The sequence below is a fragment of the Acidovorax sp. SDU_ACID1 genome (assembly GCF_045291395.1).
GTDB lineage: Bacteria > Pseudomonadota > Gammaproteobacteria > Burkholderiales > Burkholderiaceae_C > MR-S7.
In genome coordinates, this window is the sequence record NZ_CP152342.1 from 2,762,151 (window position 1) to 2,788,675 (window position 26,525).

Sequence of the window (26,525 nt, forward strand, 5' to 3'; positions counted from 1 at the left end):
TGCGCCGCGCCCCGCGCGGCAGGTTCCCACCGGAGAGACACGGACATGCCCCTGGAGTTCTTGCGCCAACTGGCTCAGCGGGACCAGTTCCCCGCCGTCGTGACCGACGAATCGGACATCGACAAACTGCGCGTGCTGCGCGCCGCGGGCATGGTGCAGGCCACGCTGCCCGACGGCCCCGGCCAGGGCGCGCAGGTCACGGCCATCACCGGCATGGGCCATGCCTCGCTGCGGGCGCAGCGCGCGCGCGAAGTGCTGGCCCTGCGAGAGCGGGAGCTGAAGGACAAGCACCTCGCCTAGCGCTGCCTGCTATGATGACTGTATAAACATCCAGCCTCACGCCAACACCATGGGAATCGACCAGATCGCCATTGCCCTGCTGGGCGCCGCCGCCGCCTGGCTGTCCCAGGCGCGCGGCGCGGCAGCGCGCCGCTGGGCCTGCATCTTCGGGCTGCTGGGCCAGCCGTTCTGGTTCTATGCCTCGTGGACCACGGGGCAATGGGGCATCTTCACCGTCTCCGCCATCTACCTGTGCGCCTGGCTGCGCGGCCTGTGGGTGTACTGGGTGGCGCCGCGCCAGGACGCGCCCCCCGACTCCGGCCTGGGCACCATCCAGCTCACCCCAGGGCGCCGCGCTTGAGCCTGCCCCTGCTCTGGCGCGACGAGCACCTGGTCGCCGTCTACAAGCCCGCGGGCTGGCTCGTGCACCGCACCGGGCTGGACGCGGGCGAGACGCGCTTCGTCGTGCAGGCGCTGCGCGACCAGCTCGGCCAGCACGTCTACCCGGTGCACCGGCTCGACAAGGGCACCTGCGGCGTGCTCGCCATGGCCCTGCACCCCGCGGCCGCGCGCGCCCTGGCCGACGCCTTCGCCCGCCACGCGGTGCGCAAGCGCTACCTGGCCCTGGTGCGCGGCTGGGCGCCGCCCCAGGCCGAGGTGGACCACCCCTTGCGCCCCGACGACGCGCCGTCAGATGCCCCGGCCCAGCCCGCGCACACGCGCCTGACCGCCCTGGCGCGGCTGGAGCTGCCCGAGCCCAGCGACCCGCGCTTCGCCACCACGCGCGCCTCGCTGGTGCTGGCCGAGCCCACCACCGGGCGGCGCCACCAGATCCGGCGGCACCTCAAGCACATCGCCCACCCGCTGCTGGGCGACGCCACGCACGGCAAGGGGCCGCTCAACCGCTGGTGGGCCCAGCGCCTGGGCCTGCAGCGCCTGTGGCTGCACGCCTGGCAGCTCGACCTGCCGCACCCCGCCGACGGCCGGCCCGTCGCGCTGCACAGCGGCCTGCGCTGGCCCGCTACGGACGCCGCTGCGCCGGGCGCCGTTGCGCCGGGCGCCGCCGCGCCGCACGAAGCATTCGACCTGCACGACTGGCAGCGCCGCGTGTTCACCCTGCCCTGGCAGGGCTGAAACGGGCGCTGGTCCGACAGACACCGCCCGGCCCCTGCTCTGCAATACGGCAAGAGACTTTTTTGCCCAGGAGCCCGCCCATGCCGCAGTACGCCATCATCCAAGGCCACGTGACCTACCGGGAAGGAGACGGCATGCCCATCGCCATTCCCCAAGGCCCCGTGGAACTCACGCATGCCGCCGACAGCGTCACGCTGAGCTGGCAGGAAAGCAACGGCGCGGCCGGCCTGGCCGCGCTGCCGCGCGACCAGTTCGAGCGCTATGTGCGGGAGGGCCTCATCGCCCTGCAGAACTGACGCCCCGGCGGCGCTACCATGCGCCGCAGCCATGCCCCTTGCCTTCTTCGACCTGCCGCAAGACCCCGCGCTGTGCCCCGGCGACGCCCTGAGCGCCGAGCACCTGCGCCAGCTGCTGCGCGCCGCCCTGCCCGACAAGGGCCGCCACAAGGCGGCCGGCTGGTTCGGGCAGACCGATTTCCTGCTCACGCGCAGCCATGTGGACGAGGACCAGGACGCCTACCACGACGCCCTGTTCATCACGCTCTGGAAGCGCTGGGACTTCTGGATCGCCCTGCCCGCGCATGCGCCCGGCCGCCCGCTGGCCCGGGCCTGGGCGCGGCTGCGCGGCGCCGCCACCCCCGCCGCGCCTGACACACTGGAATGCCAGTACCGCCGCCATGACGGCACCGGCCGCCCCGGCTCCTGGCTGCCGCTGGACGCGCAGGCCCCGCCCGAGGCGCTGCAAGCCTGCACCGAAGGCTGGCACGGCGTGCTGCGCTACTGGCGCCTGGCCGAAGCCCAGCGCCGCGCCGGGCGGCCGCTGCGCGCACGGCTGCACGCCTTGCTCACTCCCGCGCGCGTGGAGGCGCTCACGCGGCTGCCGGTGTTCACCGGCCAGCGCATCGACGGCTGGGAAGGCGAGGCCTGGGCCTGCACGCTCCAGCCCCACCCGCACGGCGGGCGCGCCCTGCGGCTGGACTGGCGCAACGGGGACGGCGCGCCCGAGGACACCCGCGCCAGCTACCAGATCGATCTGGCCGAAGGCGCGGGCACGGCCCACCCGCCGGGCCTGCGCATCAGCTACCACCAGCGCGAGGGCGACGCGCTGGAGCTGCTGCCCAACGACGCGGTGGAGCACATGGACCGCCTGCTGCGCCTGTTCGCCGCGGTGGAGCAGCAGCCGCCCGATGCGCAGACGGCCGATGGCCCGCTCCCCGCCCTGCCGCGCACGCCCCCTTCGCGCCGCACGAGTCCGACGCCGAAGTCTTCGGCCCCGCGCTCACCGCCCTGTCGCGCGACTGGCAAGCCGCCGGCCGCGCGCACGCCGCCGTGGTGCGCGAGCACTGGGCCGCCCAGCCCGAGGACGGCCCGCCGCCCCTGGCCGACCCGCGCGGCCTGCACGCCGCCGCCGTGCTGCACCTGGCGCGCACGGTGCACGCCCTGGCGGACGCCAGCCTGTCCGAGCGCTTCCACCACCGCTTCGCCTTCGCGCCCGGCGCCTATGCGCGCCACGCCTCGCGCCACGGCCAGCGCGTGCACGCCCTGCGCTGGCAACCCGACGGCTCGCTGCTGGCCTGGACGGACCGCTGCTGGCGCGTGAGCGCCGACGGCCTGCGCATCACCCCGGCCGAGGGAGACCCGCCCCTCCAAGACCCGCCCCCCGCGCCGCGCTCCACGGCACCGCCGTGCACGGCGACGCGCGCGGCAACCTGCTCGGCCTGGCCGAGGACGGCCGCGCGCTGTGGCACCACCACGTGGGCGGCGGCGCGGTGCTGTGCATCTCCCCCGGGCCGGGCGACACCCTGGCCGTGGGCACGGCGGGCGGCACGCTGGCGCTGCTGCGCAGGGCCGGCGGGCCCGACCCTTGCCAGTACGGCACCTCGCGCTACGCCGAGGCGCGGCGCATCCTGTTCTGGACGGACGGGCCCGCGCCGCTGGCGTGGTAGCTCCTTTTTCCATAGCTGCCCGCGCTTTATGGATAAGCGCTGGAGCCCTATTTCACCCTTGTTCCTCGAACGCCTCGACCAGGAAGTCCAGCAGCGCGCGCAGCTTGGGCGCCACGTAGTGCCGCGACGGGTAGACCGCGTAGAGCGTGGTCTCCACCGTGCCCCAATCCTCCAGCGCGGCCTGCAGCCGGCCGGTGCGCAGGTCGTCCTCCACGTAGGGGCGCGGGATCAGGCTGACGCCGAACCCGGAACGCAGCGCATCGCGCACGGCCAGGCTCGACGACACAGAATACCGCGCATCCACCGCCACCCGCTCGGTGCGGCCGCCCTGGTGGAACTCCCACACGTCCGCATGGCCCGACAGGCTGAAGCGCACGCAGTCCAGCGCGTTCAGGTCGGCCGGCGCCGCGGGCCGGCCGCGCCGCGCGAAATACGCCGGCGCGGCGCACAGCACGTGCGGCATGGTGGCCAGCGGGCGGGCGACCAGCGACGAATCCTCCAGCCGGTCGCTGCCGCGAATGGCCAGGTCGAACCCCTCGCGCACGATGTCCACGCGCCGGTCGTCCAGCTGCAGGTCCAGCCGCAGGCCCGGGTGGCGTTCCAGGAAGGCGGGGATGGCGCTGGACAGCCGCGTCAGCGTGACCGTCATCGGCGCGCTCACCTTGAGCAGGCCGCTGGGCGCCGCCTTGATGGGGCACAGCGCCGTGTCCGCCTCGGCCAGCGCGTCCAGCGCGCGCGTCACGTGCTCCAGGTACAGGCGGCCTTCCTCCGTCAGCGCCATGCGCCGCGTGGTGCGGTGGATCAGGCGCGCGCCCACGTGGGCTTCCAGCTCGGCGATGTTCTTGCTGATGGCCGCGGGCGACAGGCCCAGGCTGCGGCCCGCATCGGCGAAGCTGCCGCGCTCGGCCACGCGGCGAAAGACCTGCAGGGCGGTCAGGCGGTCCATGGCATTCCCATCTGTTGGTGAACAGTTTCTTTCAATATTCGCCAATTATCAATTGAGAGTGAATTACCTACAGTCATGCCATGACGACGACACACCCCGCCCTCACCCTCATCGAGCAGCGCATCTCGGCCAACCGCTTCGATGCCACCCACACCCTGGCAGACGCCGAGATCGAGCGGCTGGTGCGCCTGGCCACGCGCGCGCCCACCGCCTACAACCTGCAGAACTGGCGCTTCATCGCCGTGCGCACGCCCGCGGCCAAGGCCCGGCTGCGCGCCGTGGCGCAGGACCAGGCCAAGGTGGCGGAGGCGGCCGTCTGCTTCATCGTCTGCGGAGTTCTCGCCGACCCGCAGGCCCTGGCCGGGCGGCTGCAGCCGTTCGTGGAGGCGGGCCACATGCCGGCCGGGATGGCGCAGGGCTGGCAGCAGGCCGCGCGCCTGCAATACGCCACGCCCCAGGCGGCGCGCGACGAGGCCGTGCGCTCGGCCGCCTTCGGCGCGATGACGCTGATGCACGCGGCGCAGGCGCTGGGCCTGGTGTCCTGCGCGCTGACGGGGTTCGATGCCGAAGGCGTGGCGCGCGAGTTCCAACTGGCACCCGGCGAAGTGCCGGTGATGCTCGCCACCGTAGGCCGCGCCGCGCCCGGCAACTGGCCGCAAAAGCCGCGCCGCCCGCTGGCGCAGGTGCTGGAGTTCGCATGAGCCCCCGCCCGGCCGTTCCGAAGGGGACTCGCACCGCAGTGCGCAGCACGGGGGTTTTCCAATGACCACACGGACACGGGACCTGCTGCTGACGGCGCTGGCCCCGGCCATCTGGGGCAGCACCTACATCGTCACCACCGAGCTGCTGCCGCAGGTGCCGCCGATGACGGTGGCCCTGCTGCGCGCCCTGCCCGCGGGCCTGCTGCTGCTCCTGGCCGCGCGGCGGCTGCCGCAGGGCATCTGGTGGCTGCGCGTGTTCATCCTGGGCGCGCTCAATTTCTCGGTGTTCTGGAGCCTGCTGTTCGTCTCGGCCTACCGGCTGCCGGGCGGAGCCGCGGCCACCGTGGGCGCGGTGCAGCCGCTGGTGGTGGTCTTCCTGGCGGCGGCGGTGCTGGGCAGCGCGGTGCGCCCGGCGGCGGTGCTCGGGGCGCTGGCCGGCCTCGCGGGCGTGGCGCTGCTGGTGCTCACGCCCGGCGCGGCGCTGGACGCCACGGGCATCGCGGCGGGCCTGGCCGGCGCGGTCTCCATGGCCTGCGGCACGGTGCTCACGCGCAAATGGCGCCCGCCGGTGCCGCTGCGCACCTTCGCCGCATGGCAGCTCACGGCGGGCGGCCTGCTGCTGGTGCCGGTCGCGCTGCTGGCCGGCCCCCACTGGCCTGCGCCCACGGCGGGCCACCTGCTGGGGCTGGCGTGGCTGGGCCTGGTGGGCGCGGCGCTGACCTATGTGCTGTGGTTCCGCGGCATCGCACGGCTGGAGCCGGGCGTGGTGGCGTCGCTGGGGTTCCTGAGCCCGGTCACGGCCATCCTGCTCGGTTGGGCCTTCCTGGGCCAGACGCTCGCCGGGCCGCAGATCGCCGGCGTGGCGCTGGTGCTGGGTGGCATCTGGCTGGGGCAGCGCAATGCCTAGAATTTGATAGCTGCCTGCGCTTGACCGGCAAGCGCTGGAGGCATTTTTCACTTCAAGGACGCGCCATGGCCACCTACCACGCCGAAACCCTCTGGGAGCGCACCGCGCCGCCCGAGGACTTCCTGAAGAATCGCTACAGCCGCCGCCACCTGCTGCGCTTCGACGGCGGGGCGGAGCTGCCCGGCTCCTCGTCCCCGCACGTGGTGCCGCTGCCCTGGTCGGACGCTGCGGCGGTGGACCCCGAGGAGGCCTTCGTCGCCGCGCTGTCGAGCTGCCACATGCTGTGGTTCCTCTCCATCGCCGCGCGCCAGGGGTGGTGCGTGGACCGCTACCGCGACGCCGCCGAAGGCGTGATGGCGCACGACGCGCAGGGCCGCATGGCGATGACGCTGGTCACGCTGCGGCCCGAGGTGCGCTTCGGCGGCGCGCAGCCCACGCCGGAGCAGCTGCACGCCATGCACCACGAGGCGCACGCGGAGTGCTTCATCGCCAACTCGGTGAAGACCGAGGTGCGCTGCGAGCCGGTGGCGTGACCAGGGCGTTTCATCCATCCAATCCCCCGCGCGAGGGGCGTCCGGACGGTGCAGTGCTAGGCGCGGTGAGTGCCGTGTAGCTCTGCTACACAAGCGAGCCGCAACGACGCAATGCGCCGCCCGGATGCCCCCTCCCTACGGGCCGGCCCCGCAATGGGGCGTCTGCTTTGTCGCACGGCTTGCCCATAGCTACGGCTATTGGCTGCGCCGCGCTTCGCGCATCCATCCCCATTGCGGGGCCAGCGCGCGGGGGATTGGATGAATGAGACGCCCTACTGCGGCGGCGCGTTGCGCGCCCGCCGCTCGTTGCGCCGCTGCTGCTCGGCCTTGCGCTCGGCGCGCTCCTTCTCTTGCACGGCGGCGGCGGCCAGCCAGCCCTCGAACTCCTGCGGCGTCTCCAGCGTCACGCGGCCCAGCGCCGCGCTGCGCAGGTCGGTGAGCACGATCTCAGCGGCCTTCTGCAGGTTGAGCCGCCCGCCGCCCATCACCGCGCCGCGCTTGCGCGCGATGCGCTCCAGCAGTTCGTCGTCGTGCAGCGCGGCGATGGCGTCGGCCTGCAGCCCCAGCTTGTAGCGCGCGTCGAGCAGCGGCGCGTATTGGTGCTTGAGGTAGGCCAGCAGCTCCAGCGCCACCTCCTCCTCGTCGTAGGCGTTGCGGCCCACGGCGCCGCTGGCGGCGAGCTTGTAGCCGCTCTCGGGCACGGTGATGCGCGGCCACAGCATGCCGGGCGTGTCCCACAGGTAGAAGTCATCGTCGAGCACGATGCGCTGCTCCTGCTTGGTGATGCCCGCCTCGTCGCCCGTCTTGGCCTCGCGCTTGGCCGAGAGAGTGTTGATGAGCGTGGACTTGCCCACGTTCGGAATCCCGCAGATCAGCACCCGCATGGGTTTTGACAGGCCGCGCCGGCTGGGCGCGAGCTGGCGGCAGGCGTCGACGAGGCGGCGCGCGGGCGCGGCGTCCGACGCATCGAGGGCGATGGCGCGCGTGCCCGGGCGGGCGTTGTACCAGTCCAGCCACGCCGGGGTGCGCGCCGGGTCGGCCACGTCCTGCTTGTTGAGAATCTTGAGCGCGGGCTTGTGGCCCGTCAGCTCGGCCAGCAGCGGGTTGGCGCTGGACGCGGGCAGGCGCGCGTCCAGCAGCTCGATCACCACGTCGATGTCCTTGATGCGCTCGCCGATCGCCTTGCGCGTCAGGTGCATGTGACCGGGGAACCACTGGATGGCCATGGGGCTGTGTACTTTCACGAATGGGGAGAACGAAGGCGCCAAGGATAATGCCCGCCATGCCTTCTTCTTCCCAGTCGCCACAGCGCAAGCAGGATTCCGAGCTGCTGCTCAAGGGCGCCGTGTGCGCGCTCATCGGCGTGATCGTCCTCCTGGCCCCCTACGTGGCGCGCTCGCCCGACGTGCGCGAAATCATGGGCCAGGCCTACCTGGCCGGCTGGTTCGCCCTGGTGCTGGGCTGCGCCTTCCTGGCGCGCTACGGCCTCATCCGCTGGCGCGGCCGCCGCCGCTGACATGCTCGAAGCCACGCGCCAGCGCTTCGCCGCGCTGCAGGCCGAGGCTGAGCGCGCGGGTGTGATCCTCCGTTTGCCGCCGCCCGAGCCCACGAGTTGCTGCGGGCGGGGGTGCAATGGGTGCGTGTGGGAAGGGTTCTATGCGGCGGCGCAGTGGTGGTGCGAAGATGCGCTGGAGACAGTGAGAAAACTCGGGATAGAACACTCCTGATTGCGACGTTTGGACTGCTTGCTCCCAGTTCCACGTCAGGTATCGTCGCAAACACACGCTGCGGAAAGACTTCATAGCATGAACGGATTCAGCATTTGGCACTGGTTGATCGTCTTACTCATCGTCGCCTTGGTGTTTGGCGTTCGACGTATCGGATCAATCCCGGCGGCTTTCGCGTTGTTATTTTCAGCCCAGCCAGCGAATACTGGGCGAGAGGCCGAGTACATCGACGACTCGTTACCTCGAAAGCATCGTCTGTGGATATGGCTGGGTACGTTGGCTTTGGTCTGCGGCATAGGCTTGTTCGGTTTCTACCTAAGGTAGCGTTGCCGCCACCTCCCGCATCCAGGCCCTGAACGCCCTCACCCCCGGCGCCTGCGCCCTTGCCAGCGGCACCACGAGGTAATACGCATCGCTGCTGGTCATCACCCCGCCCGGCAGTTCCACCAGCGCTCCGCTCGCCAGTTCCTCCTCCATCAGAAACCGCGGCAGCAGGGCCGCGCCCAGGCCGGAGATGACCGCCTGGGCGATCATGGCGAACTGCTCGAAGCGCGGGCCGCGCAGGGCCTGGGGCGCGGGCACGCCCTCCTGCTCGAACCAGTCGGCCCACAGCGTGGGGCGGGTGGTCTGGTGCAGCAGCGTGAAGCCGGCCACGTCGGCAGGGGTGGCGATTCGCTGGCGCTGGCGCAGCGCGGGGCTGCACACGGGCACGACCTCCTCGCGCATGAGGTAGTCGCACACGGCGCCAGCCCAGTGGGGCGCGCCGTAGTGGATGGCGGCGTCGAACGGCTCCTGGGCGAAGTCGAAGGGCTCGCTGCGGGCGGAGAGGTTCACCGTCAGCTCCGGGTGCAGCGCGGCGAAGGCGGGCAGGCGCGGCACGAGCCAGCGCGCGCCCAACGTGGGCAGCACGGCCAGGTGCAGCAGGCCGCCGCCGTCGGCCAGGGCCATGGCCTTTTGCGTGGCGGCACTGAGCTGCTGCAGCGCGGCGCGCACGTCGGCGGCGTAGAGGCGGCCCGCGTCGGTGAGTACCACGCGCTGGCGCACGCGGGTGAACAGGGCCTGGCCGAGCTGCGCCTCCAGCTGGCGCACCTGGCGCGAGACGGCGCTTTGCGTGCGGTGCAGTTCCTCGGCGGCGCGCGAGATGCTGGCGTGGCGCGCGGCGGCCTCGAAGGCCAGCAGGTCGGCCACGGGGGCAGGAAGAGTTTGCGGAACATGGCGCGAATTCATGCAGTGTGCGAATGAACCAGCCCTCCCGCGACGGAGGGCTACCAGGCCCTGGCGCTTTAGGGACAAGCGCTGGCGGCATGCGGGCCTTGGCGCACATCTTGCCAGTTCATGCGCACGACGCAACAAGTCGTTCCGCTTTTTCGCTATGCAGCGGCGCGCGGCTGGGCGATAGTCGCGGTTTCGCCTTTTCTCCGACGACCGCCATGCCGCAATCCGCCACCGCCGCCGCCCGCACGGGCGGGCAGATCCTTGTCCAGCAGCTCATCGTGCACGGCGTGCAGCAGTTGTTCTGCGTGCCGGGCGAGAGCTACCTGGCCGTGCTGGACGCGCTGCACGACGCCAGCATCGCCGTGACGGTCTGCCGCCAGGAGGGCGGCGCGGCCATGATGGCCGAGGCGCAAGGCAAGCTGACCGGGCGGCCGGGCATCTGCTTCGTGACGCGCGGGCCGGGGGTGACGAATGCGTCGGCGGGCATCCACATCGCGCACCAGGATTCGACGCCGCTCATCGTCTTCGTGGGCCAGGTGGCGCGCGGCGCGCTGGGGCGCGAGGCGTTCCAGGAGATCGACTACGGCGCCGTGTTCGGCACCATGGCCAAGTGGGTGGTGCAGATCGACGACGCGCGGCGCGTGCCCGAGCTGGTGTCGCGCGCCTTCCACGTCGCCACCTCGGGCCGCCCCGGCCCGGTAGTGGTGGCGCTGCCGGAGGACATGCTGACCGACGCCGTGCAGGTGGCCGACGCCCTGCCCTACACCGTGCCCGAGACCTACCCCGGCGCCCCTGCACTGCAGGAGCTGGCGGCGCGCCTGCAGGCGGCCGAGCGGCCCGTGGCCATCGTGGGCGGCAGCCGCTGGTCGGAGCAGGCGGTGCGCGACCTGGCCGCCTTCGCCAGCGCGTGGCAGTTGCCGGTTTACTGCTCGTTCCGCCGCCAGATGCTGTTCCCGGCCAGCCACGGCAGCTATGCGGGCGACCTGGGCCTGGGCGTGAACCCCAAGCTGCTGGCGCGCATCCGCGCGAGCGACCTGGTGCTGGTGCTGGGCGGGCGGCTGTCGGAGATTCCCTCGCAGGGCTACGAGCTGTTCGGCATCCCCACGCCCGCGCAGCCGCTGGTGCACGTGCATGCCGACGCCGATGAGCTGGGGCGCCTGTACCGCCCCGCGCAGGCCATCCACGCCACGCCGCAGGCCATGGCCGCCGCGCTGGCCAGCATGCTGCCCACGGCGCCCGTGCGCTGGGCCGCGCACACCGAGGCGGCGCACGCCGAATACCTGGCCTGGAGCGACCCGGCAGCCATCCGCATCCCCGGCCCGCTGCAGATGGGCGCGGTGATGCAGCACCTGCGCGAGGTGCTGCCGGCGGACGCCATCTTCTGCAACGGCGCGGGCAACTTCGCCACCTGGGTGCACCGCTTCTGGCCATTCACCACGTATGGCAGCCAGCTCGCGCCCACCAGCGGCTCCATGGGCTACGGCCTGCCGGCCGGCGTGGGCGCCAAGCGGCTGTGGCGCGAGCGCGAGGTGGTGGTGTTCGCGGGCGACGGCGACTTCCTCATGCACGGCCAGGAGTTCGCCACCGCCGTGCAGTACGGGCTGCCGATCATCGTGGTGCTGCTGGACAACGCCATGTACGGCACCATCCGCATGCACCAGGAGCGCGAATACCCCGGCCGCATCAGCGCCACGCAGTTGAAGAACCCGGACTTCTGCGCCTACGCCCGCGCCTTCGGCGGCCACGGCGAGCGCGTGGAGCGCACCGAGGACTTCGCCCCCGCCCTGGCCCGCGCCCGCGCGAGCGGCCTGCCGGCGGTGCTGCACTGCCTGATCGACCCGCAGGCCATCACGCCCACCGGCACGCTGGACGGGATTCGCGAGGCAGCGCTGGAGCGCATGCAAAAAAGATAGCTTTCTGCGCTTTCCACATAAGGGTTTGAGGCCGAAAACACCTCAAACCGATGCCGCGCATCACCACGCCGCATGAAACTGGCGCGGCCCAAGCGAGGGCCGCCGTGCAAGGGCCGCCCCGCCGCACGGGCGGCGTCCCCCTTCCCATAGCGCGCAGCGCGTAGAGAGAAGGGGAAGGCGCAAAGCGCCTCAGGGGGTTGTCGCTTATTTCAGCCGAGCTGCTCGACCGCCATGTACTGCTCGCGCCACTGCTCGAACGGCAGCGTGTCGGCAGCCTCGATGGCGCGCTGCGCCTCCAGCGACTGCTCGGCCAGGGCCACATAGCGCTGCTGCTGCGCCTCCGTCCACGGCTGGGCAAGGAGCACGTCGCGCGCGGACTGCGAATAGGCGCGCGCGAAGGCGGTGAAGTCGCCGCCGTGCTGCTGCGTGAGTTCGGCCAGCACGCGGGCCGAGGGCGTGACGTGCGGCGCGGCCATGGCGGCCTGGGCGGCGGCCAGGGCATGGGCGTAGGCTTCGCCGCCGTGGGCGGCATCGAGCGCGGCGGCGATCGGGCCGCACTCGGCCAGCACCTCGGCGCCCCATGCGGTGAGCGGCACCTGGGCGCCGCCGCGTTCCAGGCGCAGGCCTTCTTCCCGCCCGCGCTCGGCCGTCAGGTGCTGGTTGCGCTTGAGCGCGGCGATTTCCTCGGGCGTGTCGGGCGGGCTGTCGGACAGCAGGCAGTGCAGCAGGAACACGTCCAGCAGCCGCATGGTCTGGGCCGTGATGCCCACGGGCTCGAACGGGTCGAGGTCCATGAGGCGCACCTCCACGTATTCCACGCCGCGCTCGCGCAGCGCGTGCAGCGGGCGCTCGCCGCTTTGCACGGTGCGCTTGGGGCGGATGGTGCCGTAGAACTCGTTCTCGATCTGCAGCAGGCTGGTGCCGAGCTGGTTGTATTCGCCACCCAGGTTGCGAATGCCGATGGCCTCGTAGGCCGGGTACGGCCGCGTGAGCGCTTCGTAGAGCGAGGCCGCATAGCCCTGCAGGCCGTTGTAGCTCACGGCCAGCGTGGCCTGCGCATCGCTCTGGTAGCCCAGGCGGCCCATGCGCAGCGAGGTGGCGTGCGGCAGGTGCAGCGCGCGCTGCCCCCGCCTTCGCCCTGCAGGGGCAGCAGCGCATGCTGGCGCCCTTCGACGAAGCACGGGCACAGCGCGGGCGAGGCGCCGAACAGGTACAGCAGCACGAAGGCGTGGCGGCGGAAGTTGCGGATCAGCCCGAAGTACTGCTCGCTGGTGATGCCCGGCAGCGACCAGTTGTAGTGGATGCCCGAGATGGTCTGCATGCGCCGCCCGTAGCGGTGGCCCAGCCCCATGCGGTAGACGCTCTTGGCGCGCCCGATGTTGGAGCCGCCGTAGCGGCCCAGCGGGATGGTTTCGTCGGTGGGCAGCATGCACGGCATGCTGGAGGCCCAGAGCATCTCGCCGCCGGGCTGCTGCTGGGCCAGCACGCGGTGCACGAACTGGTGCACCTCGGTCAGCTCGTCCAGCGCGGCCTGCACCGTGCGGTGGGCGCCGGTGATCAGCTCCAGTTGCGATTCGCTGTAGTCGGTGGTGATGCTGGGGTGGGTCAGGGCCGCCCCCAGCGCCGCCGGGTGGGGCGTGAGCGCCAGCGCGCCCGTGGGCTGCACGCGCAGTCCTTCTTTTTCTATGCCGCGACGCATGCCCGCCAGTCGGTCGGCGGACAGGGCGGCGATGCGCTGCTGCAGGGTGCTCATTCGTGTCGGTCGTCTTTCAAAAGGTGCCGGAACTTAGCACGCCGCGCCCCCGGCTGCCGGGCTGCGGATTTGGCGCCCGGTCCACAAGCTAGGGTTTTCCCGTCTTCAACTCCCTTTTGGGCCGTCGGTACACTGCGCTCGTTTCATTAATTAATCAATGTCTCTTAGGTGAAACAATGCCTGTGACCCCATCCATGCCTTCCATCGGCCAGTTGCAAGGCCGCCGCATCCTGGTGACCGGGGCCGCGCGGGGCCTGGGGCTGGCGTTCGCGCAGGCGCTGGCCGAGCACGGCGCGCGGGTGGCGCTGGCCGATCTGCGCGGCGACCTGCTGCAGCAGTCCGTGGCCGACCTGCGGGCGCGGGGCCATGACGCGGTAGGCGTCCCGGTGGACGTGGCCGACCCCGCCTCGGTGCAGCGCTGCGCCGACGAGGCCGTGCGCCTGCTGGGCGGGCTGGACGGGCTGGTGAACAACGCCGCCGTCACCGATTCCGGCGGCAAGGGCATGGACGACATCGCCCTCGACAAGTGGGACCAGGTGATGACCGTGAACGTGCGCGGCACCTGGCTCATGACCCGCGCCTGCCGCCCCGCCCTGCGCGAGAGCGGCCGGGGCGCGGTGGTCCACCTCGCGTCCGACACGGCCCTGTGGGGCGCGCCCAACCTCATGGCCTACGTGGCGAGCAAGGGCGCCGTGATCGCGATGACGCACGCCATGGCCCGCGAGATGGGCGCGGACGGCATCACGGTGAACGCCGTGGCCCCCGGACTGGTGCTGGTGGAGGCGACGCAGTACGTGCCCGAGTCGCGCCACCGCCTCTACATCGACCAGCGCGCGCTGCAGCGCGAGCAGCGCCCCCAGGACGTGGCGGGCGCGGTGGTCTATGCCCTGTCCGACGGCGCGCGCTTCGTCACCGGCCAGGTTCTCGCCGTCAACGGCGGCTTTGTCATGCATTGAAACGAGGAGCACACGATGAGCGACAACAACACCCCCCGCAGCTGGGACCGCCCCGAGGGCGCGAGCTTCAAGGACTGGATGGAGACGCGCATCGCGCGCTTTTCCACGCGCAAGTACGACTTCGACGCGCTGAAGTTCCAGGCCGACTTCGATCCCAAGTACCGCCGCGGCCAGATGCGCTACGTGGGCACGGGCGGCACCGGCGTGAACGCCGACAGCAACACCATCCCGGCGGAGCACTTCACCTTCTCCACCATGGTGATCCCCGCCGGGCACGAAGGCCCTCGCACCTGCACGTGGACGTGGAGGAAATCTTCTTCGTGCTGCGCGGCAAGCTCAAGGTCATCCTGGAAAAGGACGGCGAGCGCTACGAGGCCATCCTGGGCGACCGCGACGTGATCTCGGTGCCGCCCGGCGTGTACCGCGAGGAAATCAACATCGGCGACGAAGACGCGCTGATGTGCGTGATGCTGGGCTCCAAGAAGCCCATCACGCCCACCTACCCCGCCGACCACCCCCTGGCCAAGATCAAGCGCTGAACGGGCACACGGCCATGCACTGGAGCGAAACCCTGCACGCCAAGGCGCGCGCGATGGACGCGCGGTTCCCGCAGCGCGCCATCACGCTGCCGGACGGCGCGACGCTCTCATTTCGAGAGCGACCAGCGCACGCCACGCCTGCGCTGACGGTGGTTTTGCTGCATGGCATCAGCTCCTCCGCCGCGTCGTGGTACGACGTGGCCCTGGCCCTGCCGCCCGGCCTGCGCGTGCTGGCCTGGGACGCGCCGGGCTACGGCGCCAGCACGCCGCTGGCCACGCCCACGCCAGTCAACACCGATTACGCCGACCGCCTGCGCGCCTGGATCGCGCAGGAAGCCGCGGGCCGCGTTGCACTCGTCGGCCACTCGCTCGGCGCGCTGATGGCGGCCCCTTGCGCGGCGCAGGCGGCGGGCCTGCTGCTCATCAGCCCCGCCGGCGGCTATGCCGGCAGCGACAAGCGCGAACAGGTGCGCGCCGAGCGCCTCGCCGCGCTCGACACGCTGGGCGTTCATGGTCTCGCGCAGCGCATCGACCAGCGCCTGCTCAGCCCCGCAGCGGATGAACAGGCCCGCGAATGGGTGCGCTGGAGCACGGCGCGCCTGCACGCCGGCGGCTACCGCCAGGCCGTGCACATGCTCTGCGACAGCGACCTGGGCCGCCATGCGCCGGCGCCCGTCCCCGTGACGGTGGCAGTGGGCGAGCACGACGTGGTCACCCCGCCCGCCGCGTGCGAGCGCTGGGCCAGGGCCTACCAGGCGCCCTTCACCCTGCTCCCCGGCGCCGGCCACGCCAGCCCGACCGAGCAACCCGGCGCGGTAGCCTCATGGATCGTTCACCACACAGCGAGCCTTCCATGACCAACACCCCCACCGAAACCGGCGCCGACAAGTACATGGTGCCCGCCCTGGAACGCGGCCTGCGCCTGCTGCAGGAATTCGGCCGCGACAGCCGCACCCTGGGCGCGCCCGAACTCGCGCGCCGCCTGGAGCTGCCGCGCGCCACCGTGTTCCGCATGCTCAACACGCTGGAGAGCATGGGCTTTCTCGAACGCGCGGGCGGCGAATACCGCCTGGGCATGGCCGTGCTGCGCCTGGGGTTCGAATACCTCTCGTCGCTGGAGCTGACCGAGCTCGGCCAGCCCGTCATCACGCGGCTGTGCGACGAGATCCGCTACCCCTGCAACATCGTGGTGCGCGACAAGCGCTCCATCGTCTACGTCGCCAAGGTCACGCCGCCCACGCCGCTGACCAGCTCGGTGCGCGTGGGCACGCGCCTGCCCGCGCACGGCACGGTGTTCGGCCGCGTGCTGCTGTGCGACATGTCGCTGGCCGAGCTGCGCCTGCTCTACCCCGAGGAGCACCTCGAAGCCTTCTCGGCCAACACGCCCGCCACCACGCTGGCGCTGTTCAACCTGATCGAGGCCGACCGCGAGCGCGGCTACGTGGCGGGCGAAGGCTTCTACGAAGCGTCCATCTCCACCATCGCCGCGCCGGTGCGCGACCACACGGGCCGCATCGTCGCCGCGCTGGGTTCGACCATCTCGGCATCGAGCCTGGACGGGGCGCGCGCGGACGAGCTGATCGCGCACGTGCGCGCGGCGGCGGACGAACTCTCCGGCTTGCTCAACTACCGCCCGCAGGCGCCCAAGGGCGCGCGGGTGCATTCCATCTAGACAAGAAAGAAGGGATTGGCGCAGATGACTGCTTTCCAGGTACAAGACACCGTGGCCGTGGTCACGGGCGGCTCGTCCGGCATCGGCCTGGCGACCGTGGAGCTGCTGCTGGAGCACGGCGCCGCCGTGGCCTTCTGCGGCCGCAACGTGGAACGCCTGCGCGGCGCCGAAGCCCGCCTGCGCGCCAGCCACCCGCAGGCGCGCCTACTGGCCGCGCCGTGCGACGTGCTCGACCCGGCCCAGGTGCAGGCGTTCGCCCGGCAGGTGCAGGACGCCTTCGGCGCGGCGGACATGCTCGTCAACAACGCCGGCCAGGGCCGCGTCTCCACCTTCGCGGACACCACCGACGAGGCGTGGAGCCAGGAGCTGCACCTGAAGTTCTTCTCCGTCATCCACCCCACGCGGGCCTTCCTGCCGCAACTGGCGCAGCAGGCCCGGCAGACGGGCGACGCCGCCATCGTCTGCGTGAACTCGCTGCTGGCCGCGCAGCCCGAGCCGCACATGGTCGCCACCTCGGCCGCGCGCGCGGGCCTCAAGAACCTGGTGCGCTCGCTGGCCACCGAATTCGCGCCGCAGCACGTGCGCGTCAACGGCATCCTGGTCGGCCTGATCGAGTCCGGCCAGTGGCGCCGCCGCTTCGAGGCGCGCGAGGACCAGACGCAGGACTGGGCCGCCTGGACCGGCGCGCTCGCCGCCCGGAAATCCATTCCGCTGGCCCGCCTGGGCCTGCCCCGCGAGGCCGCGCAGGCCATCGCCTTCCTCGCCAGCCCGCTGTCGTCGTACACGACGGGCAGCCACATCGACGTTTCCGGAGGTCTTTCAAGGTATGCGTAACACCCCCTGAGCGGCTTACGCCGCTTCCCCCCGCCCTCGCTGCGGGGCGGCGCGGCCAGCTTAGGCCCTTGCTCGGCGTCTCGCTGATGGGGCGCGCCGGTTCCGAGTGCAGCGCCTTCGATCACCACACGATTCAAACAAGACCATGACATCCACCGCACACATCACCGTCGGCGCCGCCGTTGCCCAATTCCTCGAACACTGCGGCGTGCGCGCCGCGTTCGGGGTGATCTCCATCCACAACATGCCCATCCTCGACGCGATGCATGCGCGCGGCAAGGTGCGCTTCGTGATGGCGCGCGGCGAGGCCGGCGCGGGCAACATGGCCGATGCCTGCGCCCGCTCCACCTCCAGCCTGGGCGTGTGCATCACCAGCACCGGCCCGGCCTCGGGCAACATCGCCGGCAGCCTGGTGGAAGCCTACACGGCCGGCACGCCACTCTTGCACATCACCGGCCAGATCGAGACCCAGTACCTGGACAAGAAGCTCTCGTACATCCACGAGGCGCCGGACCAGCTCACCATGCTCAAGGCCGTCTCCAAGGCCGCCTTCCGCGTGCTGAGCGCCGAAACCTGCCTGTCCACCCTGAAAGCCGCCGTGCAGGCCGCGATGACCGCGCCCACCGGCCCGGTGAGCGTCGAGATCCCGATCGACATCCAGCAGAGCGTGATAGCCATGCCCAGCGACTGGTCGCCGCTGCCGGTGCCCGTGCTGGCCCCGAGCGAGGCTTCGCTGGACGCGCTGGCCGACACGCTGGCCCAGGCCAGGCGCCCGCTGCTGTGGCTGGGCGGCGGCGCGCGCCACGCCGGCGCGGCCGTGCAGCGCCTGAAGGCCCTGGGCTTCGGCATCGTCAGCACCGGCCAGGGCCGGGGCATCGTGCCCGAGGACGACCCGGCGACGCTCGGCGCCTACAACATCCAGAAGCCCGTCGAGGCGTTCTACCAGCGCTGCGACGCCATGCTGGCCGTGGGCACGCGCCTGCGCAGCAACGAGACGCTGAAGTACGAACTCAAGCTGCCGCGCCCGCTGCTGCGCATCGACGTGGACGCCGCCCAGCAGGGCCGCTGCTACGCCGACGACGGCTTCGTCTGCGGCGACGCGGCCCTGGCCCTGAACGGCCTGGCCGACCGGCTGGAGGCGCGCGGCTACCGGGCCGACCCCGCGCTGCTGGCCGACCTGCGCCAGGTGCGCGATGAAGTCGTCGCCACCATGCGCGACGGCCTGGGCCCCTACGCCGCGCTGGTGCAGCAGCTGCAGCAGGTGGCGGGCCGCAACTTCAACTGGGTGCGCGACGTCACGGTCTCCAACAGCACCTGGGGCAACCGCGAGCTGCGCTTCTTCGAGCCCAACGCCGGCGTGCACGCCACGGGCGGCGGCATCGGCATGGGCATGCCCATGGCCATCGGCGCGGCCGTGGGCGCGTTGGAGCACGGCTCGGGCCGCAAGACCCTGGGCCTGGCGGGCGACGGCGGCTTCATCCTGAACCTGGGCGAACTCGCCACGCTGGTGCAGGAAAAGTGCGACTGCCTGATCGTGCTGATGAACGACCAGCGCTACGGCGTGATCCAGAACATCCAGGACGCCTCCTACGGCGGCCGCCGCTGCTACGTGGAGCTGCACACGCCGGACTACGCGCAGCTGTGCGCGTCCCTCCAGCTGCCGCACGCCCGCATCCGGAACCTGCAGGACCTGCCCGCCGTGCTGGAGGCCGCCTGGGCGAAGAAGGGCCCCTTCCTGCTGGAGATCGACATGCGCGCCATCGGCGGCTTCAAGGCCACGTTCTCCGGCCCGCCGGTGAACAAGCTCGACCAGATCCCGGCCACCAAGACGCAATAAGAGGACACACGCCATGCAGATTGCCCTGATCGGCTGCGGCGCCATCGGCACCGCCTTGCTGGAACTGGTGAAGGACGATGCGGGCCTTCACGTCGCCGCCATCGTCGTGCCCGCCGAAGGCGCTGGCGCGGCGCGGGCCGTGGCCGAGCGCCTGGGCCTGCGGGCGCAGGTGGTGCAGGCCGTGCCCGCGCAAGGCATCGACCTGGTGGTGGAGGCCGCCGGCCACGCCGCCATCGAGCAGCACGTGCTGCCCGCGCTGCGCCGTGGGGTGCCGTGCATCGTGGCCTCGGTGGGCGCGCTGTCGGCACCGGGCCTGCCCGAGCAGTTGGAGGCCGCCGCCCGCGCGGGCCGCACGCAGGCGCAGCTGATCGCCGGCGCCATCGGCGCCATCGACGCGCTGGCCGCCGCGCGCATCGGCGGGCTGGACGTGGTGCGCTACACCGGCCGCAAGCCGCCCCACGCGTGGAAGGGCACGCCCGCCGAGCACGGCCGCGACCTGGACGCGCTCACCGCCGAGACGGTGATCTTCGAAGGCACGGCCCGCGAGGCCGCCGCGCAGTACCCCAAGAACGCCAACGTGGCCGCCACCGTCTCGCTGGCCGGGCTGGGGCTGGACCGCACCACCGTGCGCCTGATCGCCGACCCGGCCGTGGCCGAGAACGTGCACCAGGTCGAGGCCGCGGGCGCCTTCGGCCGCTTCGAGCTGACCATGCGCAACCAGCCGCTGGCGGCCAATCCCAAGACCTCGGCGCTCACGGTGTTCAGCGCGGTGCGCGCGCTGCGCGCCCGGGTGGCGCCGCTGGCGATCTGATCAAAAAAAGGAGCTGCCAGCGCTTGCTGCACAAGCAATTCATGCACTTTCATATCTGAAACCGGCTTACAGCAAGCGCAAGCAGCTCTCTTTTAAGAGCACAACCCAAGGAACCCCGATGCCCCACCGTGAACTGCTCCCCATCAACATCGCAGGCGACTGGCGCCTGGGCGGCGGCGACGAGTCCGCCACGCTCTACCCCGCCACCGGCGAAGTCGTGGGCCGCCTGCGCGCGCCCAGCCTGGACGATGTGAACGAGGCCATCCAGAAGGCCGACCACGCCTTCCGCACCAGCGGCTGGGCGCAAAGGAAGCCGCACGAGCGCGCCGCCGTGCTGCACCGCGTGGCCCAGCTGATCCGCGAGCGCGCCGAGCCGCTGGCCCAGCTGCAGCGCCTGGACAACGGCAAGCCCATCAACGAGACGCGCGCCCTGGTGGCCAGCGCCGCAGGCACCTTCCAGTACATCGCCGCCGCCTGCGAGACCATGGAAGAAACGCTCACCCCGCCCCGCGGCGACTTCATGACCATGAGCGTCTACGAGCCCATGGGCGTGGTCGCGGCCATCACACCGTGGAACTCGCCCATCGCCAGCGAGGCGCAAAAGCTCGCCCCCGCGCTGGCGGCCGGCAACGCCGTGGTCGTCAAGCCCGCCGAGGCCACGCCGCTGCTGGCGCTGGAGCTGGCGAAGATCTGCGAGGAAGCGGGCGTTCCGAAGGGCATGGTCAGCGTGCTGCCCGGCCGCGGCTCGGTCATCGGCGACGCCATCACCAAGCACCCGCTGGTCAAGCGCGTGTCGTTCACCGGCGGCACTTCCACCGGCAAGCACATCGCCCGCATCGCGGCCGACAAGATGATGCCCGTCTCGCTCGAACTCGGCGGCAAGTCGGCCACCATGGTGCTGCAGGACGCCGACCTGGACCACGCGGTGAACGGCGTGCTCTACGGCATCTTCAGCTCCTCGGGCGAGTCGTGCATCGCCGGCTCGCGCCTGTTCGTGGCGCGCAAGCTCTACGGCGAGTTCATGGAACGCCTCACCGCCAAGGCCGCCGCGCTGCGCGTGGGCGACCCGGCGGACGAGCGCACGCAGATGGGCCCGCTCATCACCGCCAAGCACCGCGAATCCATCGAGGGCTACGTGGCGCTCGGCCTCTCCGAAGGCGGCACCTTGCGCACCGGCGGCCACCGGCCCGAAGGCGCGCTGTACGAGCGCGGCTACTACTACCGCCCCACCATCATCGAGGGCGTGCGGAACGACTGGCAGATCTGCCAGCAGGAAATCTTCGGCCCCGTGCTCGTCGCCATGCCGTTCGACGACGAGGACGACCTGCTCGCCCAGGCCAACGACAGCGTGTACGCCCTGGCCGCCGGCATCTGGACGCGCGACTACAAGGCCGCCTGGCGCATCGGCCGCGCCGTGCAGGCGGGCACGGTGTGGATCAACACCTACAAGCAGTTCTCCATCTCCACCCCCTTCGGCGGCTGGCGCGACTCGGGCCTGGGCCGCGAGAAGGGCCGCATGGGCATCCAGCAGTACATGGAACAGAAAAGCCTGTACTGGGGCCTGAACGAATCGCCCCTGGCCTGGGCAAATTGAGGAGCCGACCATGAGCGTATTGGGCATCGACGAAATCACCTACGGCGTGGACGACCTGCCGGCCTGCCGCCGCTTCTTCACCGACTGGGGCCTGAAGCTGGTGGCGGAAGAAGCCGACCAGCTCACCTTCGAAACGCTGAACGGCTGCCGCGTGCGGGTGGCCGCCAACAGCCGCCCCGGCCTGCCGCCCGCCATCGAGGAAGGGCCCACGCTGCGCGAAGTCGTCTGGGGCGTGGAAAGCGCGGCCGACCTCGCGCTCTACGAAAGCCGCATCGCGCCACTGCCGGGCTTCGTGAAGCAGGGCAACCGCATCGGCTGCACCGACCCCAACGGCTTGGCCGTGCGCTTTCAAGTCACGCAAAAGCGCGACGTGCAGGTGGGCAGCGCCGAATACAACACCTGGGACCGCAAGGGCCGCATCAATCAGGCCAGCCCCGCCTACGAGCGCGCCACGCCCATCGAGGTGGGCCACGTGGTCTTCTTCGCCAAGGACGTGGCCGCGTGCGAGCGCTTCTACGTGGACCACTTCGGCTTCGCCGCCTCCGACCGCTACCCCGGGCGCGGCGCCTTCCTGCGCTGCGCGCCCGAGGGCGGCCACCACGACATCTTCCTGCTGCAGCGCCCCGACGGGCACGCCGGCCTGAACCACGTGGCCTTCACCGTGCGCGACATCCACGAGGTGTTCGGCGGCGGCATGCACATCGCGCGCCAGGGCTGGGAGACGCAGCTCGGCCCGGGCCGCCATCCGGTGTCGTCGGCCTATTTCTGGTACTTCAAGAACCCCGCGGGCGGCCTGATCGAGTACTACGCCGACGAGGACCAGCTCACCGCCGACTGGCAGCCGCGCGAGTTCGAGCCCGGCCCCACCGTGTTCGCCGAATGGGCGATCGACGGCGGGCTGGACGGCAACACCCGGCGCCAGAAGGGCGCGGGCGGCGCCGACGGCAAGTTCATCACCGACAAGCGCCACTAACACCATGCAGCGCCGCCACTTCTCCACGGCCCTGCTGGCCTGCGCCCTGCCCGCCGCGCGCGCGCAGGAGGGCGCCTTCACCATCGTGGCCCCGTTCCCGCCCGGCGGGCCGGTGGACACGCTGGCGCGCATGCTGTCCAGCGGCCTGGCCGCCCTGCACCAGCGCCCCGCCATCGTGGACAACCGCACGGGCGCCAACGGCAACATCGGCATCGAGGCGGTGAAACGCGCCAAGCCCGACGGGCGCACGCTGCTGGTGGTGCCGCAGGGCAACCTGACCATCAACCCCACCTTGATGCCCCAACTGGGCTACAGCGTGGAGGGCGACTTCGCGCCCGTGGCCTCGCTGGCCCGCACGGCGAACGTGATCGCGGTGAACCCGGCCGTGCCCGCCAAGACCATCGGCGAGCTGATCGCGCTGGCCAAAAGCAAGCCCGGCAGCATCGGCTACGCCACGCCCGGCGTGGGCAGCAGCCTGCACCTGGCGGGCGAGCTGTTCGCGCAGCAGGCGGGCATCGACCTGCTGCACGTGGCCTACAAGGGCACGCCCCCGGGGCTGACGGACGTGATCGGCGGCGTGGTGCCCATGATCATCGGCAACCTGCCCACGCTGCTGCCGCACATCCAGAACGGCAAGCTGCGCGCCCTGGCCGTGACGGACGCGCAGCGCGCGCCCGAGCTGCCCGGCGTGCCCACGCTGGCCGAGGCGGGCGTGAAGGGCGTGGCCCTGTCGTCCTGGTACGGCGTGCTGGCCCCCAAGGCCACGCCCGCGCCCGTGCTCGCCCGGCTGCAGCGCGACATCCGCCAGATCTTCGACGACCCCGCGAACAAGGCCCAGTTGCAGAAAACAGGGCTCGCGGTCTGGATCGTGGAAGGCCCGAAGTTCGGCGAACTGATTCGCCAGGAGACCGCCTCCTGGGCGCCCGTCATCCAAAGCCGCCGCATCGCGGCGCAATAAGCAAACCACCACGGAGACCCCCACCATGCACCCCACCCGACGCCGCCTTGCCGTGGCCGCCGCCCTGCTCGCCGCCTGCGGCGGCGCCCTGGCGCAGAGCTACCCGCACAAGCCCATCACCATCGTCGTGGCCTACCCGGCGGGCGGCGACACGGACGCGATGGCGCGCCTCTACGCCGAAAAGCTCTCCACGCGCCTGGGCCAGCCCGTGGTGATCGACAACCGCCCCGGCGCCAGCGGCACCATCGGCACCGCCTACGTGGCCAAGTCCGCGCCGGACGGCTACACGCTGCTGCTCGCGCCCAGCACCTTCTCGATCGCGCAGTTCGTGCTCAAGACCTCGTCCAGCACCAGCTACGACGTGCTCACCGGCCTCACGCCCATCGTGCAGACCAGCGTGCAGCCGCTGTTCGTGGCGGCCAGCCTGGCCTCGGGCATCAAGGACGTGAAGAGCCTGACCGACCAGGCCAAAAAGACCGAACTCACCTACGCCAGCCCCGGCAGCGGCTCGCCCATGCACATCCTGGGCGAGATGTTCAACCGCGCGACGGGCGTGAAGATCACCCACGTGCCCTACAAGGGCGTGGCCCCGGCGGTGACCGACCTGATCGGCGGCCACGTGCCCACCACCTTCATGACCTGGGGGCCGCTCGCGCCCTACGTTGGCAAGAACCTGGGCGGTAGCGGCGACGGCAAGGTCGTCCCCCTGGCCGTGGCCGACGCGCAGCGCTCGCCCCTCGCGCCCAACGTGCCCACCCTCGCCGAGGCCGGCATCAAGAACGTGGAAGTGGCCGCATGGCAGGGCCTGTTCGCACCCAAGGGCACGCCCGCCGAGGTGGTCAAGCTGCTGAACGCGCAGCTCAACGACATCCTCAAGATGCCCGACGTGACAGCCAAGATGGCCGTGTTCGGCGCGCTGCCCGCGGGCGGCGACCCGGCCCGGCTGGACAAGACCAATGCGGCCGACTACCACCGCTTCGGCAAGCTCATCAAGGACCTGAACATCCAGGCCGACTGACATCTTTTTCGACAAGGAGACCACCATGGCCGTTGATCGTTACCTCGAACCGCACCAGGCGCGCCAGCGCCCCGCCACGTTGTTCGAAGACCTGCTGGGCGACGCCATCGAGCGCGCCTTCGGCGAAGGCGTGCAGACGCTGCCCGAACTCGTGGCCGCCATCAACCGCAGCGGCCCCGCCGGCGAAAACGGCGAGCCGTGGACGGAGCAGAGCTTCCAGGCGCTGATGGCGCGCCTGGGCCAGTGAAAAACACACGACAGGAGCGCCCCATCATGAACATGCACACCATTGCGATCGACCCCGTGGATGCCCTGCTGGCCAAGGGCCTGCGCAAGCTCTGGTACCCGGTCTGCCCGTCGGACTTCGTCAAGACCCAGCCCATCTCGCTGCGCCGCTTCGGCATGAAGATCGCGCTGTGGCGCGATGCCGAAGGCGCGGTCCACGCGCTCGAAGACCACTGCCCCCACCGCGGCGCGCCGCTGTCGCAGGGCGTGATCCTGGGCGACCGGCTGGCCTGCCCCTACCACGGCGTGGAAGTGCGCTGCGACGGCACGGTGACCAAGGTGCCCGGTAGCCCCGGCTGCAAGCTCGAAGGCGCGCGCGCGGCGCTGGCCTTCCACGTGCGCGAGGCGCATGGCGCGGTCTTCCTCTACGCCAGCGAGAGCAACGTGGACGAGCCGCCAGAGTTCTCCCTGCCCGAGGAACTGACCTCGCCCGCGTACTCCCACTTCCTCTGCTATGCCGAGTGGCGCAGCGACTACCGCTACGCGCTCGACAACGTGATGGACCCGATGCACGGCACCTTCCTGCACAAGCAGTCGCACTCCATGGCCGAGGGCGACAGCAAGGCCACCTTCCAGGTGCGCGAGACCGACCACGGCTTCGTGTTCGAGAAGGTGGGCCAGCGCGGCGTGAACTTCGACTGGACCGAATGGGGCGACACCGGCACGCACTGGATGCGCCTGGAGATCCCCTACCCCAAGACCGGCGGCCCCGGCGGCAACTTCGCCATCATCGGCTGCACCACGCCCATCAGCCCCGAGCTGTGCGCCGTGTTCTTTGGCGCTGCCGCAAGGTGGACGGCTGGATGCGCGACACCTGGCGCTTCCTGTACCGCAACCGCCTGGAGGCGCGCCACTGGGCCGTGCTGGAGCAGGACCGCGTGATGATGGAGCAGATGGAGCTGGACGCCAACCAGCGCGAGAACCTGTACCAGCACGACATCGGCCTGGTGCGCCTGCGCCGCCACCTGCGCCGCCTGGCCGAAGACCAGATCGAAGAAGGCGGCGCAGCATGACCACCACCCTGCAAGCCCTGGTGCACACGCTGCGCTACGAGGCGCAGGACACCCTCAGCGTCGAACTGCGGCCGGTGGAGGGCGGGGAGTTCCCCGCCTTCACGCCCGGCTCGCACATCGACCTGCACCTGCCCAACGGGCTGGTGCGCAGCTACTCGCTCAGCAACGACAGCAGCGAGCGCCACCGCTACGTGGTGGGCGTGCTGCGCGACCGCGCCAGCCGCGGCGGCTCGCGCTGCGTGCACGAGTCGCTGCGCGTGGGCAGCACCATCACCATCGACGCGCCGCGCAACCACTTCGCGCTCGACGAGGGCGCGGCGCACACCGTGCTGGTGGCGGGCGGCATCGGCATCACGCCGCTCCTGTGCATGGCGCGCCGGCTGCACGGCCTGGGCCGCTCGTTCGAGATGCTGTACTTCGCCCGCGAGCGCAAGAGCGCAGCCTTCCTGGCCGAGCTGCAGGCGCTGGGCATGCCGCTGCACCTGCACGTCGACGCCGAGGCGGGCGGCCCGCCCGACCTGCGCGCCCTGCTGGCCCGGCGCGCGCCAGATACAGGCCCGGCGGGCACTCACTACTACGCATGCGGCCCCACGCCCATGCTCGATGCGTTCGAGAAGTTCTGCGCCGAGCTGGGCCACGACAACGCGCACATCGAGCGCTTCACGCCCGTGGAGGTCAAGGCGTCTTCCGACGCCCGCGACCACTACACGGTGGAGCTGAAAAAGAGCGGCCGCTTCATCCAGGTGACGCCCGAGAAGTCGCTGCTGGACACGCTCCTGGCCGCCGGCATCGACGTGGACCACAGCTGCTGCGAAGGCGTGTGCGGCTCGTGCGAAACGCGCGTGCTGGCGGGCACGCCCGACCACCGCGACTCCGTGCTCAGCCCCAAGGAGCGCGAAAAGAACAAGGTGATGATGGTCTGCGTCTCCGGCTGCAAGAGCGAGACGCTGGTGCTGGACCTCTGATTTTTTCAACCACAAGG

At 71.3% G+C, this 26,525-nt stretch carries 26 protein-coding genes and 5 pseudogenes; 27 read left to right on the plus strand and 4 right to left on the minus strand.

What is annotated here, in order from left to right:
* Positions 1–45 precede the first annotated feature (45 nt).
* From AAG689_RS13630 to AAG689_RS13655, 6 genes are all read left to right on the plus strand, one after another.
* Positions 46–300: a hypothetical protein gene (locus tag AAG689_RS13630; RefSeq protein ID WP_406622509.1), complete on the plus strand. Its 255-nt coding sequence runs from the start codon at positions 46–48 to the stop codon at positions 298–300.
* Between the two features lie 49 nt (positions 301–349).
* Positions 350–640, plus strand: a complete 291-nt coding sequence (locus AAG689_RS13635) for a hypothetical protein (RefSeq protein WP_020229259.1) — start codon at positions 350–352, stop codon at positions 638–640.
* The gene (locus AAG689_RS13640; RefSeq protein WP_406622511.1) at positions 637–1,413 is read left to right on the plus strand and encodes a pseudouridine synthase; all 777 of its coding nucleotides are present in this window, start codon (positions 637–639) and stop codon (positions 1,411–1,413) included. The genes AAG689_RS13635 and AAG689_RS13640 overlap by 4 nt, the downstream gene beginning before the upstream one ends.
* Positions 1,414–1,493: 80 nt before the next feature.
* Positions 1,494–1,709 carry a hypothetical protein gene (locus AAG689_RS13645; RefSeq protein WP_406622512.1) on the plus strand — a complete coding sequence of 72 codons (216 nt, stop codon included), beginning with the start codon at positions 1,494–1,496 and terminating at the stop codon, positions 1,707–1,709.
* A 31-nt stretch (positions 1,710–1,740) separates the two neighbouring features.
* On the plus strand, positions 1,741–3,012 hold the full coding sequence (locus AAG689_RS13650) for a hypothetical protein (protein WP_406622513.1): 1,272 nt from the start codon (positions 1,741–1,743) through the stop codon (positions 3,010–3,012).
* A gap of 85 nt (positions 3,013–3,097) precedes the next feature.
* Positions 3,098–3,358, plus strand: a complete 261-nt coding sequence (locus tag AAG689_RS13655; RefSeq protein WP_406622514.1) for a hypothetical protein — start codon at positions 3,098–3,100, stop codon at positions 3,356–3,358.
* A 52-nt stretch (positions 3,359–3,410) separates the two neighbouring features.
* On the opposite strand, the gene AAG689_RS13660 is transcribed toward AAG689_RS13655, so the two are convergent.
* A complete protein-coding gene (locus AAG689_RS13660) occupies positions 3,411–4,304 on the minus strand; it encodes a LysR substrate-binding domain-containing protein (protein ID WP_406622515.1) in 894 nt (297 codons plus the stop codon).
* Positions 4,305–4,384: 80 nt separating this feature from the next.
* Here AAG689_RS13660 and AAG689_RS13665 point away from each other — a divergent pair, with 80 nt between their 5' ends.
* The 3 genes from AAG689_RS13665 (at position 4,385) to AAG689_RS13675 (ending at position 6,445) form a co-directional block, all read left to right on the plus strand.
* The gene (locus AAG689_RS13665) at positions 4,385–5,005 is read left to right on the plus strand and encodes a nitroreductase family protein (RefSeq protein ID WP_406622516.1); all 621 of its coding nucleotides are present in this window, start codon (positions 4,385–4,387) and stop codon (positions 5,003–5,005) included.
* A gap of 61 nt (positions 5,006–5,066) precedes the next feature.
* On the plus strand, positions 5,067–5,912 hold the full coding sequence (locus AAG689_RS13670) for an EamA family transporter (RefSeq protein WP_406622517.1): 846 nt from the start codon (positions 5,067–5,069) through the stop codon (positions 5,910–5,912).
* Between the two features lie 65 nt (positions 5,913–5,977).
* Positions 5,978–6,445, plus strand: a complete 468-nt coding sequence (locus tag AAG689_RS13675; RefSeq protein WP_406622518.1) for an OsmC family protein — start codon at positions 5,978–5,980, stop codon at positions 6,443–6,445.
* A 272-nt stretch (positions 6,446–6,717) separates the two neighbouring features.
* On the opposite strand, the gene ylqF is transcribed toward AAG689_RS13675, so the two are convergent.
* The gene (gene ylqF, locus AAG689_RS13680) at positions 6,718–7,671 is read right to left on the minus strand and encodes a ribosome biogenesis GTPase YlqF (protein WP_406622519.1); all 954 of its coding nucleotides are present in this window, start codon (positions 7,669–7,671) and stop codon (positions 6,718–6,720) included.
* Between the two features lie 56 nt (positions 7,672–7,727).
* Here ylqF and AAG689_RS13685 point away from each other — a divergent pair, with 56 nt between their 5' ends.
* The 3 genes and pseudogenes from AAG689_RS13685 to AAG689_RS13695 form a co-directional block, all read left to right on the plus strand.
* Positions 7,728–7,961: a hypothetical protein gene (locus tag AAG689_RS13685; RefSeq protein ID WP_406622520.1), complete on the plus strand. Its 234-nt coding sequence runs from the start codon at positions 7,728–7,730 to the stop codon at positions 7,959–7,961.
* A gap of 1 nt (position 7,962) precedes the next feature.
* Positions 7,963–8,172: an oxidoreductase-like domain-containing protein gene (locus AAG689_RS13690; protein ID WP_406622521.1), complete on the plus strand. Its 210-nt coding sequence runs from the start codon at positions 7,963–7,965 to the stop codon at positions 8,170–8,172.
* 78 nt (positions 8,173–8,250) lie between these two features.
* Positions 8,251–8,334 (plus strand): annotated as a pseudogene (locus AAG689_RS13695) (twin-arginine translocase TatA/TatE family subunit); the annotation flags it as partial.
* A gap of 153 nt (positions 8,335–8,487) precedes the next feature.
* Here AAG689_RS13695 and AAG689_RS13700 read toward each other — a convergent pair.
* Positions 8,488–9,386 (minus strand): annotated as a pseudogene (locus AAG689_RS13700) (LysR family transcriptional regulator).
* Between the two features lie 216 nt (positions 9,387–9,602).
* On the opposite strand from AAG689_RS13700, the gene AAG689_RS13705 reads away from it, so the two are divergent.
* A complete protein-coding gene (locus AAG689_RS13705; RefSeq protein ID WP_406622522.1) occupies positions 9,603–11,300 on the plus strand; it encodes a thiamine pyrophosphate-binding protein in 1,698 nt (565 codons plus the stop codon).
* Between the two features lie 209 nt (positions 11,301–11,509).
* Here AAG689_RS13705 and gshA read toward each other — a convergent pair.
* Positions 11,510–13,053: pseudogene (gene gshA / locus AAG689_RS13710) on the minus strand (glutamate--cysteine ligase).
* 194 nt (positions 13,054–13,247) lie between these two features.
* Here gshA and AAG689_RS13715 point away from each other — a divergent pair.
* The 14 genes and pseudogenes from AAG689_RS13715 (at position 13,248) to AAG689_RS13780 (ending at position 26,508) form a co-directional block, all read left to right on the plus strand.
* Positions 13,248–14,009, plus strand: coding sequence for an SDR family oxidoreductase (locus AAG689_RS13715; protein WP_406622523.1), 762 nt, complete (start codon positions 13,248–13,250; stop codon positions 14,007–14,009).
* A gap of 15 nt (positions 14,010–14,024) precedes the next feature.
* Positions 14,025–14,548, plus strand: a pseudogene (locus AAG689_RS13720) (cupin domain-containing protein).
* Positions 14,549–14,562: 14 nt separating this feature from the next.
* On the plus strand, positions 14,563–15,405 hold the full coding sequence (locus AAG689_RS13725; protein WP_406622524.1) for an alpha/beta fold hydrolase: 843 nt from the start codon (positions 14,563–14,565) through the stop codon (positions 15,403–15,405).
* Positions 15,402–16,220, plus strand: coding sequence for an IclR family transcriptional regulator (locus tag AAG689_RS13730; RefSeq protein ID WP_406622525.1), 819 nt, complete (start codon positions 15,402–15,404; stop codon positions 16,218–16,220). Before AAG689_RS13725 ends, AAG689_RS13730 begins: the two co-directional genes overlap by 4 nt.
* 24 nt (positions 16,221–16,244) lie before the next feature.
* On the plus strand, positions 16,245–17,054 hold the full coding sequence (locus AAG689_RS13735) for an SDR family oxidoreductase (RefSeq protein WP_406622526.1): 810 nt from the start codon (positions 16,245–16,247) through the stop codon (positions 17,052–17,054).
* A 145-nt stretch (positions 17,055–17,199) separates the two neighbouring features.
* Positions 17,200–18,891, plus strand: coding sequence for a thiamine pyrophosphate-binding protein (locus tag AAG689_RS13740; RefSeq protein WP_406622527.1), 1,692 nt, complete (start codon positions 17,200–17,202; stop codon positions 18,889–18,891).
* Positions 18,892–18,904: 13 nt separating this feature from the next.
* Positions 18,905–19,702, plus strand: a complete 798-nt coding sequence (locus AAG689_RS13745) for an aspartate dehydrogenase (protein WP_406622528.1) — start codon at positions 18,905–18,907, stop codon at positions 19,700–19,702.
* A gap of 118 nt (positions 19,703–19,820) precedes the next feature.
* A complete protein-coding gene (locus AAG689_RS13750) occupies positions 19,821–21,296 on the plus strand; it encodes an aldehyde dehydrogenase (RefSeq protein ID WP_406622529.1) in 1,476 nt (491 codons plus the stop codon).
* Between the two features lie 10 nt (positions 21,297–21,306).
* Entirely contained in the window at positions 21,307–22,269 is a 963-nt protein-coding gene (locus AAG689_RS13755; RefSeq protein ID WP_406622530.1) for a VOC family protein, read from the plus strand.
* Positions 22,270–22,273: 4 nt separating this feature from the next.
* Positions 22,274–23,227, plus strand: a complete 954-nt coding sequence (locus AAG689_RS13760) for a Bug family tripartite tricarboxylate transporter substrate binding protein (protein ID WP_406622531.1) — start codon at positions 22,274–22,276, stop codon at positions 23,225–23,227.
* Between the two features lie 25 nt (positions 23,228–23,252).
* Entirely contained in the window at positions 23,253–24,245 is a 993-nt protein-coding gene (locus AAG689_RS13765; RefSeq protein ID WP_406622532.1) for a Bug family tripartite tricarboxylate transporter substrate binding protein, read from the plus strand.
* Positions 24,246–24,270: 25 nt separating this feature from the next.
* Entirely contained in the window at positions 24,271–24,492 is a 222-nt protein-coding gene (locus AAG689_RS13770) for a recombinase-like helix-turn-helix domain-containing protein (protein WP_406622533.1), read from the plus strand.
* Between the two features lie 26 nt (positions 24,493–24,518).
* Positions 24,519–25,543, plus strand: a pseudogene (locus AAG689_RS13775) (Rieske 2Fe-2S domain-containing protein).
* Positions 25,540–26,508 carry a PDR/VanB family oxidoreductase gene (locus AAG689_RS13780; RefSeq protein WP_406622534.1) on the plus strand — a complete coding sequence of 323 codons (969 nt, stop codon included), beginning with the start codon at positions 25,540–25,542 and terminating at the stop codon, positions 26,506–26,508. The pseudogene AAG689_RS13775 and the gene AAG689_RS13780 overlap by 4 nt, the downstream one beginning before the upstream one ends.
* The last annotated feature ends 17 nt before the right edge of the window (positions 26,509–26,525 follow it).

What these genes read in the sequence shown, in the direction of transcription:
- AAG689_RS13755 (WP_406622530.1), top strand. Translation starts at nt 21,307, where the DNA reads ATGAGCGTATTGGGCATCGACGAAATCACCTACGGCGTGGACGACCTG.
- AAG689_RS13760 (WP_406622531.1), top strand. Translation starts at nt 22,274, where the DNA reads ATGCAGCGCCGCCACTTCTCCACGGCCCTGCTGGCCTGCGCCCTGCCC.
- AAG689_RS13660 (WP_406622515.1), bottom strand. Translation starts at nt 4,304, where the DNA reads ATGGACCGCCTGACCGCCCTGCAGGTCTTTCGCCGCGTGGCCGAGCGC.
- AAG689_RS13630 (WP_406622509.1), top strand. Translation starts at nt 46, where the DNA reads ATGCCCCTGGAGTTCTTGCGCCAACTGGCTCAGCGGGACCAGTTCCCC.
- AAG689_RS13685 (WP_406622520.1), top strand. Translation starts at nt 7,728, where the DNA reads ATGCCTTCTTCTTCCCAGTCGCCACAGCGCAAGCAGGATTCCGAGCTG.
- AAG689_RS13780 (WP_406622534.1), top strand. Translation starts at nt 25,540, where the DNA reads ATGACCACCACCCTGCAAGCCCTGGTGCACACGCTGCGCTACGAGGCG.
- AAG689_RS13715 (WP_406622523.1), top strand. Translation starts at nt 13,248, where the DNA reads ATGCCTTCCATCGGCCAGTTGCAAGGCCGCCGCATCCTGGTGACCGGG.
- AAG689_RS13705 (WP_406622522.1), top strand. Translation starts at nt 9,603, where the DNA reads ATGCCGCAATCCGCCACCGCCGCCGCCCGCACGGGCGGGCAGATCCTT.
- AAG689_RS13750 (WP_406622529.1), top strand. Translation starts at nt 19,821, where the DNA reads ATGCCCCACCGTGAACTGCTCCCCATCAACATCGCAGGCGACTGGCGC.
- AAG689_RS13740 (WP_406622527.1), top strand. Translation starts at nt 17,200, where the DNA reads ATGACATCCACCGCACACATCACCGTCGGCGCCGCCGTTGCCCAATTC.
- AAG689_RS13690 (WP_406622521.1), top strand. Translation starts at nt 7,963, where the DNA reads ATGCTCGAAGCCACGCGCCAGCGCTTCGCCGCGCTGCAGGCCGAGGCT.
- AAG689_RS13745 (WP_406622528.1), top strand. Translation starts at nt 18,905, where the DNA reads ATGCAGATTGCCCTGATCGGCTGCGGCGCCATCGGCACCGCCTTGCTG.
- AAG689_RS13675 (WP_406622518.1), top strand. Translation starts at nt 5,978, where the DNA reads ATGGCCACCTACCACGCCGAAACCCTCTGGGAGCGCACCGCGCCGCCC.
- AAG689_RS13645 (WP_406622512.1), top strand. Translation starts at nt 1,494, where the DNA reads ATGCCGCAGTACGCCATCATCCAAGGCCACGTGACCTACCGGGAAGGA.
- AAG689_RS13670 (WP_406622517.1), top strand. Translation starts at nt 5,067, where the DNA reads ATGACCACACGGACACGGGACCTGCTGCTGACGGCGCTGGCCCCGGCC.
- AAG689_RS13650 (WP_406622513.1), top strand. Translation starts at nt 1,741, where the DNA reads ATGCCCCTTGCCTTCTTCGACCTGCCGCAAGACCCCGCGCTGTGCCCC.
- AAG689_RS13730 (WP_406622525.1), top strand. Translation starts at nt 15,402, where the DNA reads ATGACCAACACCCCCACCGAAACCGGCGCCGACAAGTACATGGTGCCC.
- AAG689_RS13725 (WP_406622524.1), top strand. Translation starts at nt 14,563, where the DNA reads ATGCACTGGAGCGAAACCCTGCACGCCAAGGCGCGCGCGATGGACGCG.
- ylqF (WP_406622519.1), bottom strand. Translation starts at nt 7,671, where the DNA reads ATGGCCATCCAGTGGTTCCCCGGTCACATGCACCTGACGCGCAAGGCG.
- AAG689_RS13665 (WP_406622516.1), top strand. Translation starts at nt 4,385, where the DNA reads ATGACGACGACACACCCCGCCCTCACCCTCATCGAGCAGCGCATCTCG.
- AAG689_RS13735 (WP_406622526.1), top strand. Translation starts at nt 16,245, where the DNA reads ATGACTGCTTTCCAGGTACAAGACACCGTGGCCGTGGTCACGGGCGGC.
- AAG689_RS13635 (WP_020229259.1), top strand. Translation starts at nt 350, where the DNA reads ATGGGAATCGACCAGATCGCCATTGCCCTGCTGGGCGCCGCCGCCGCC.
- AAG689_RS13770 (WP_406622533.1), top strand. Translation starts at nt 24,271, where the DNA reads ATGGCCGTTGATCGTTACCTCGAACCGCACCAGGCGCGCCAGCGCCCC.
- AAG689_RS13765 (WP_406622532.1), top strand. Translation starts at nt 23,253, where the DNA reads ATGCACCCCACCCGACGCCGCCTTGCCGTGGCCGCCGCCCTGCTCGCC.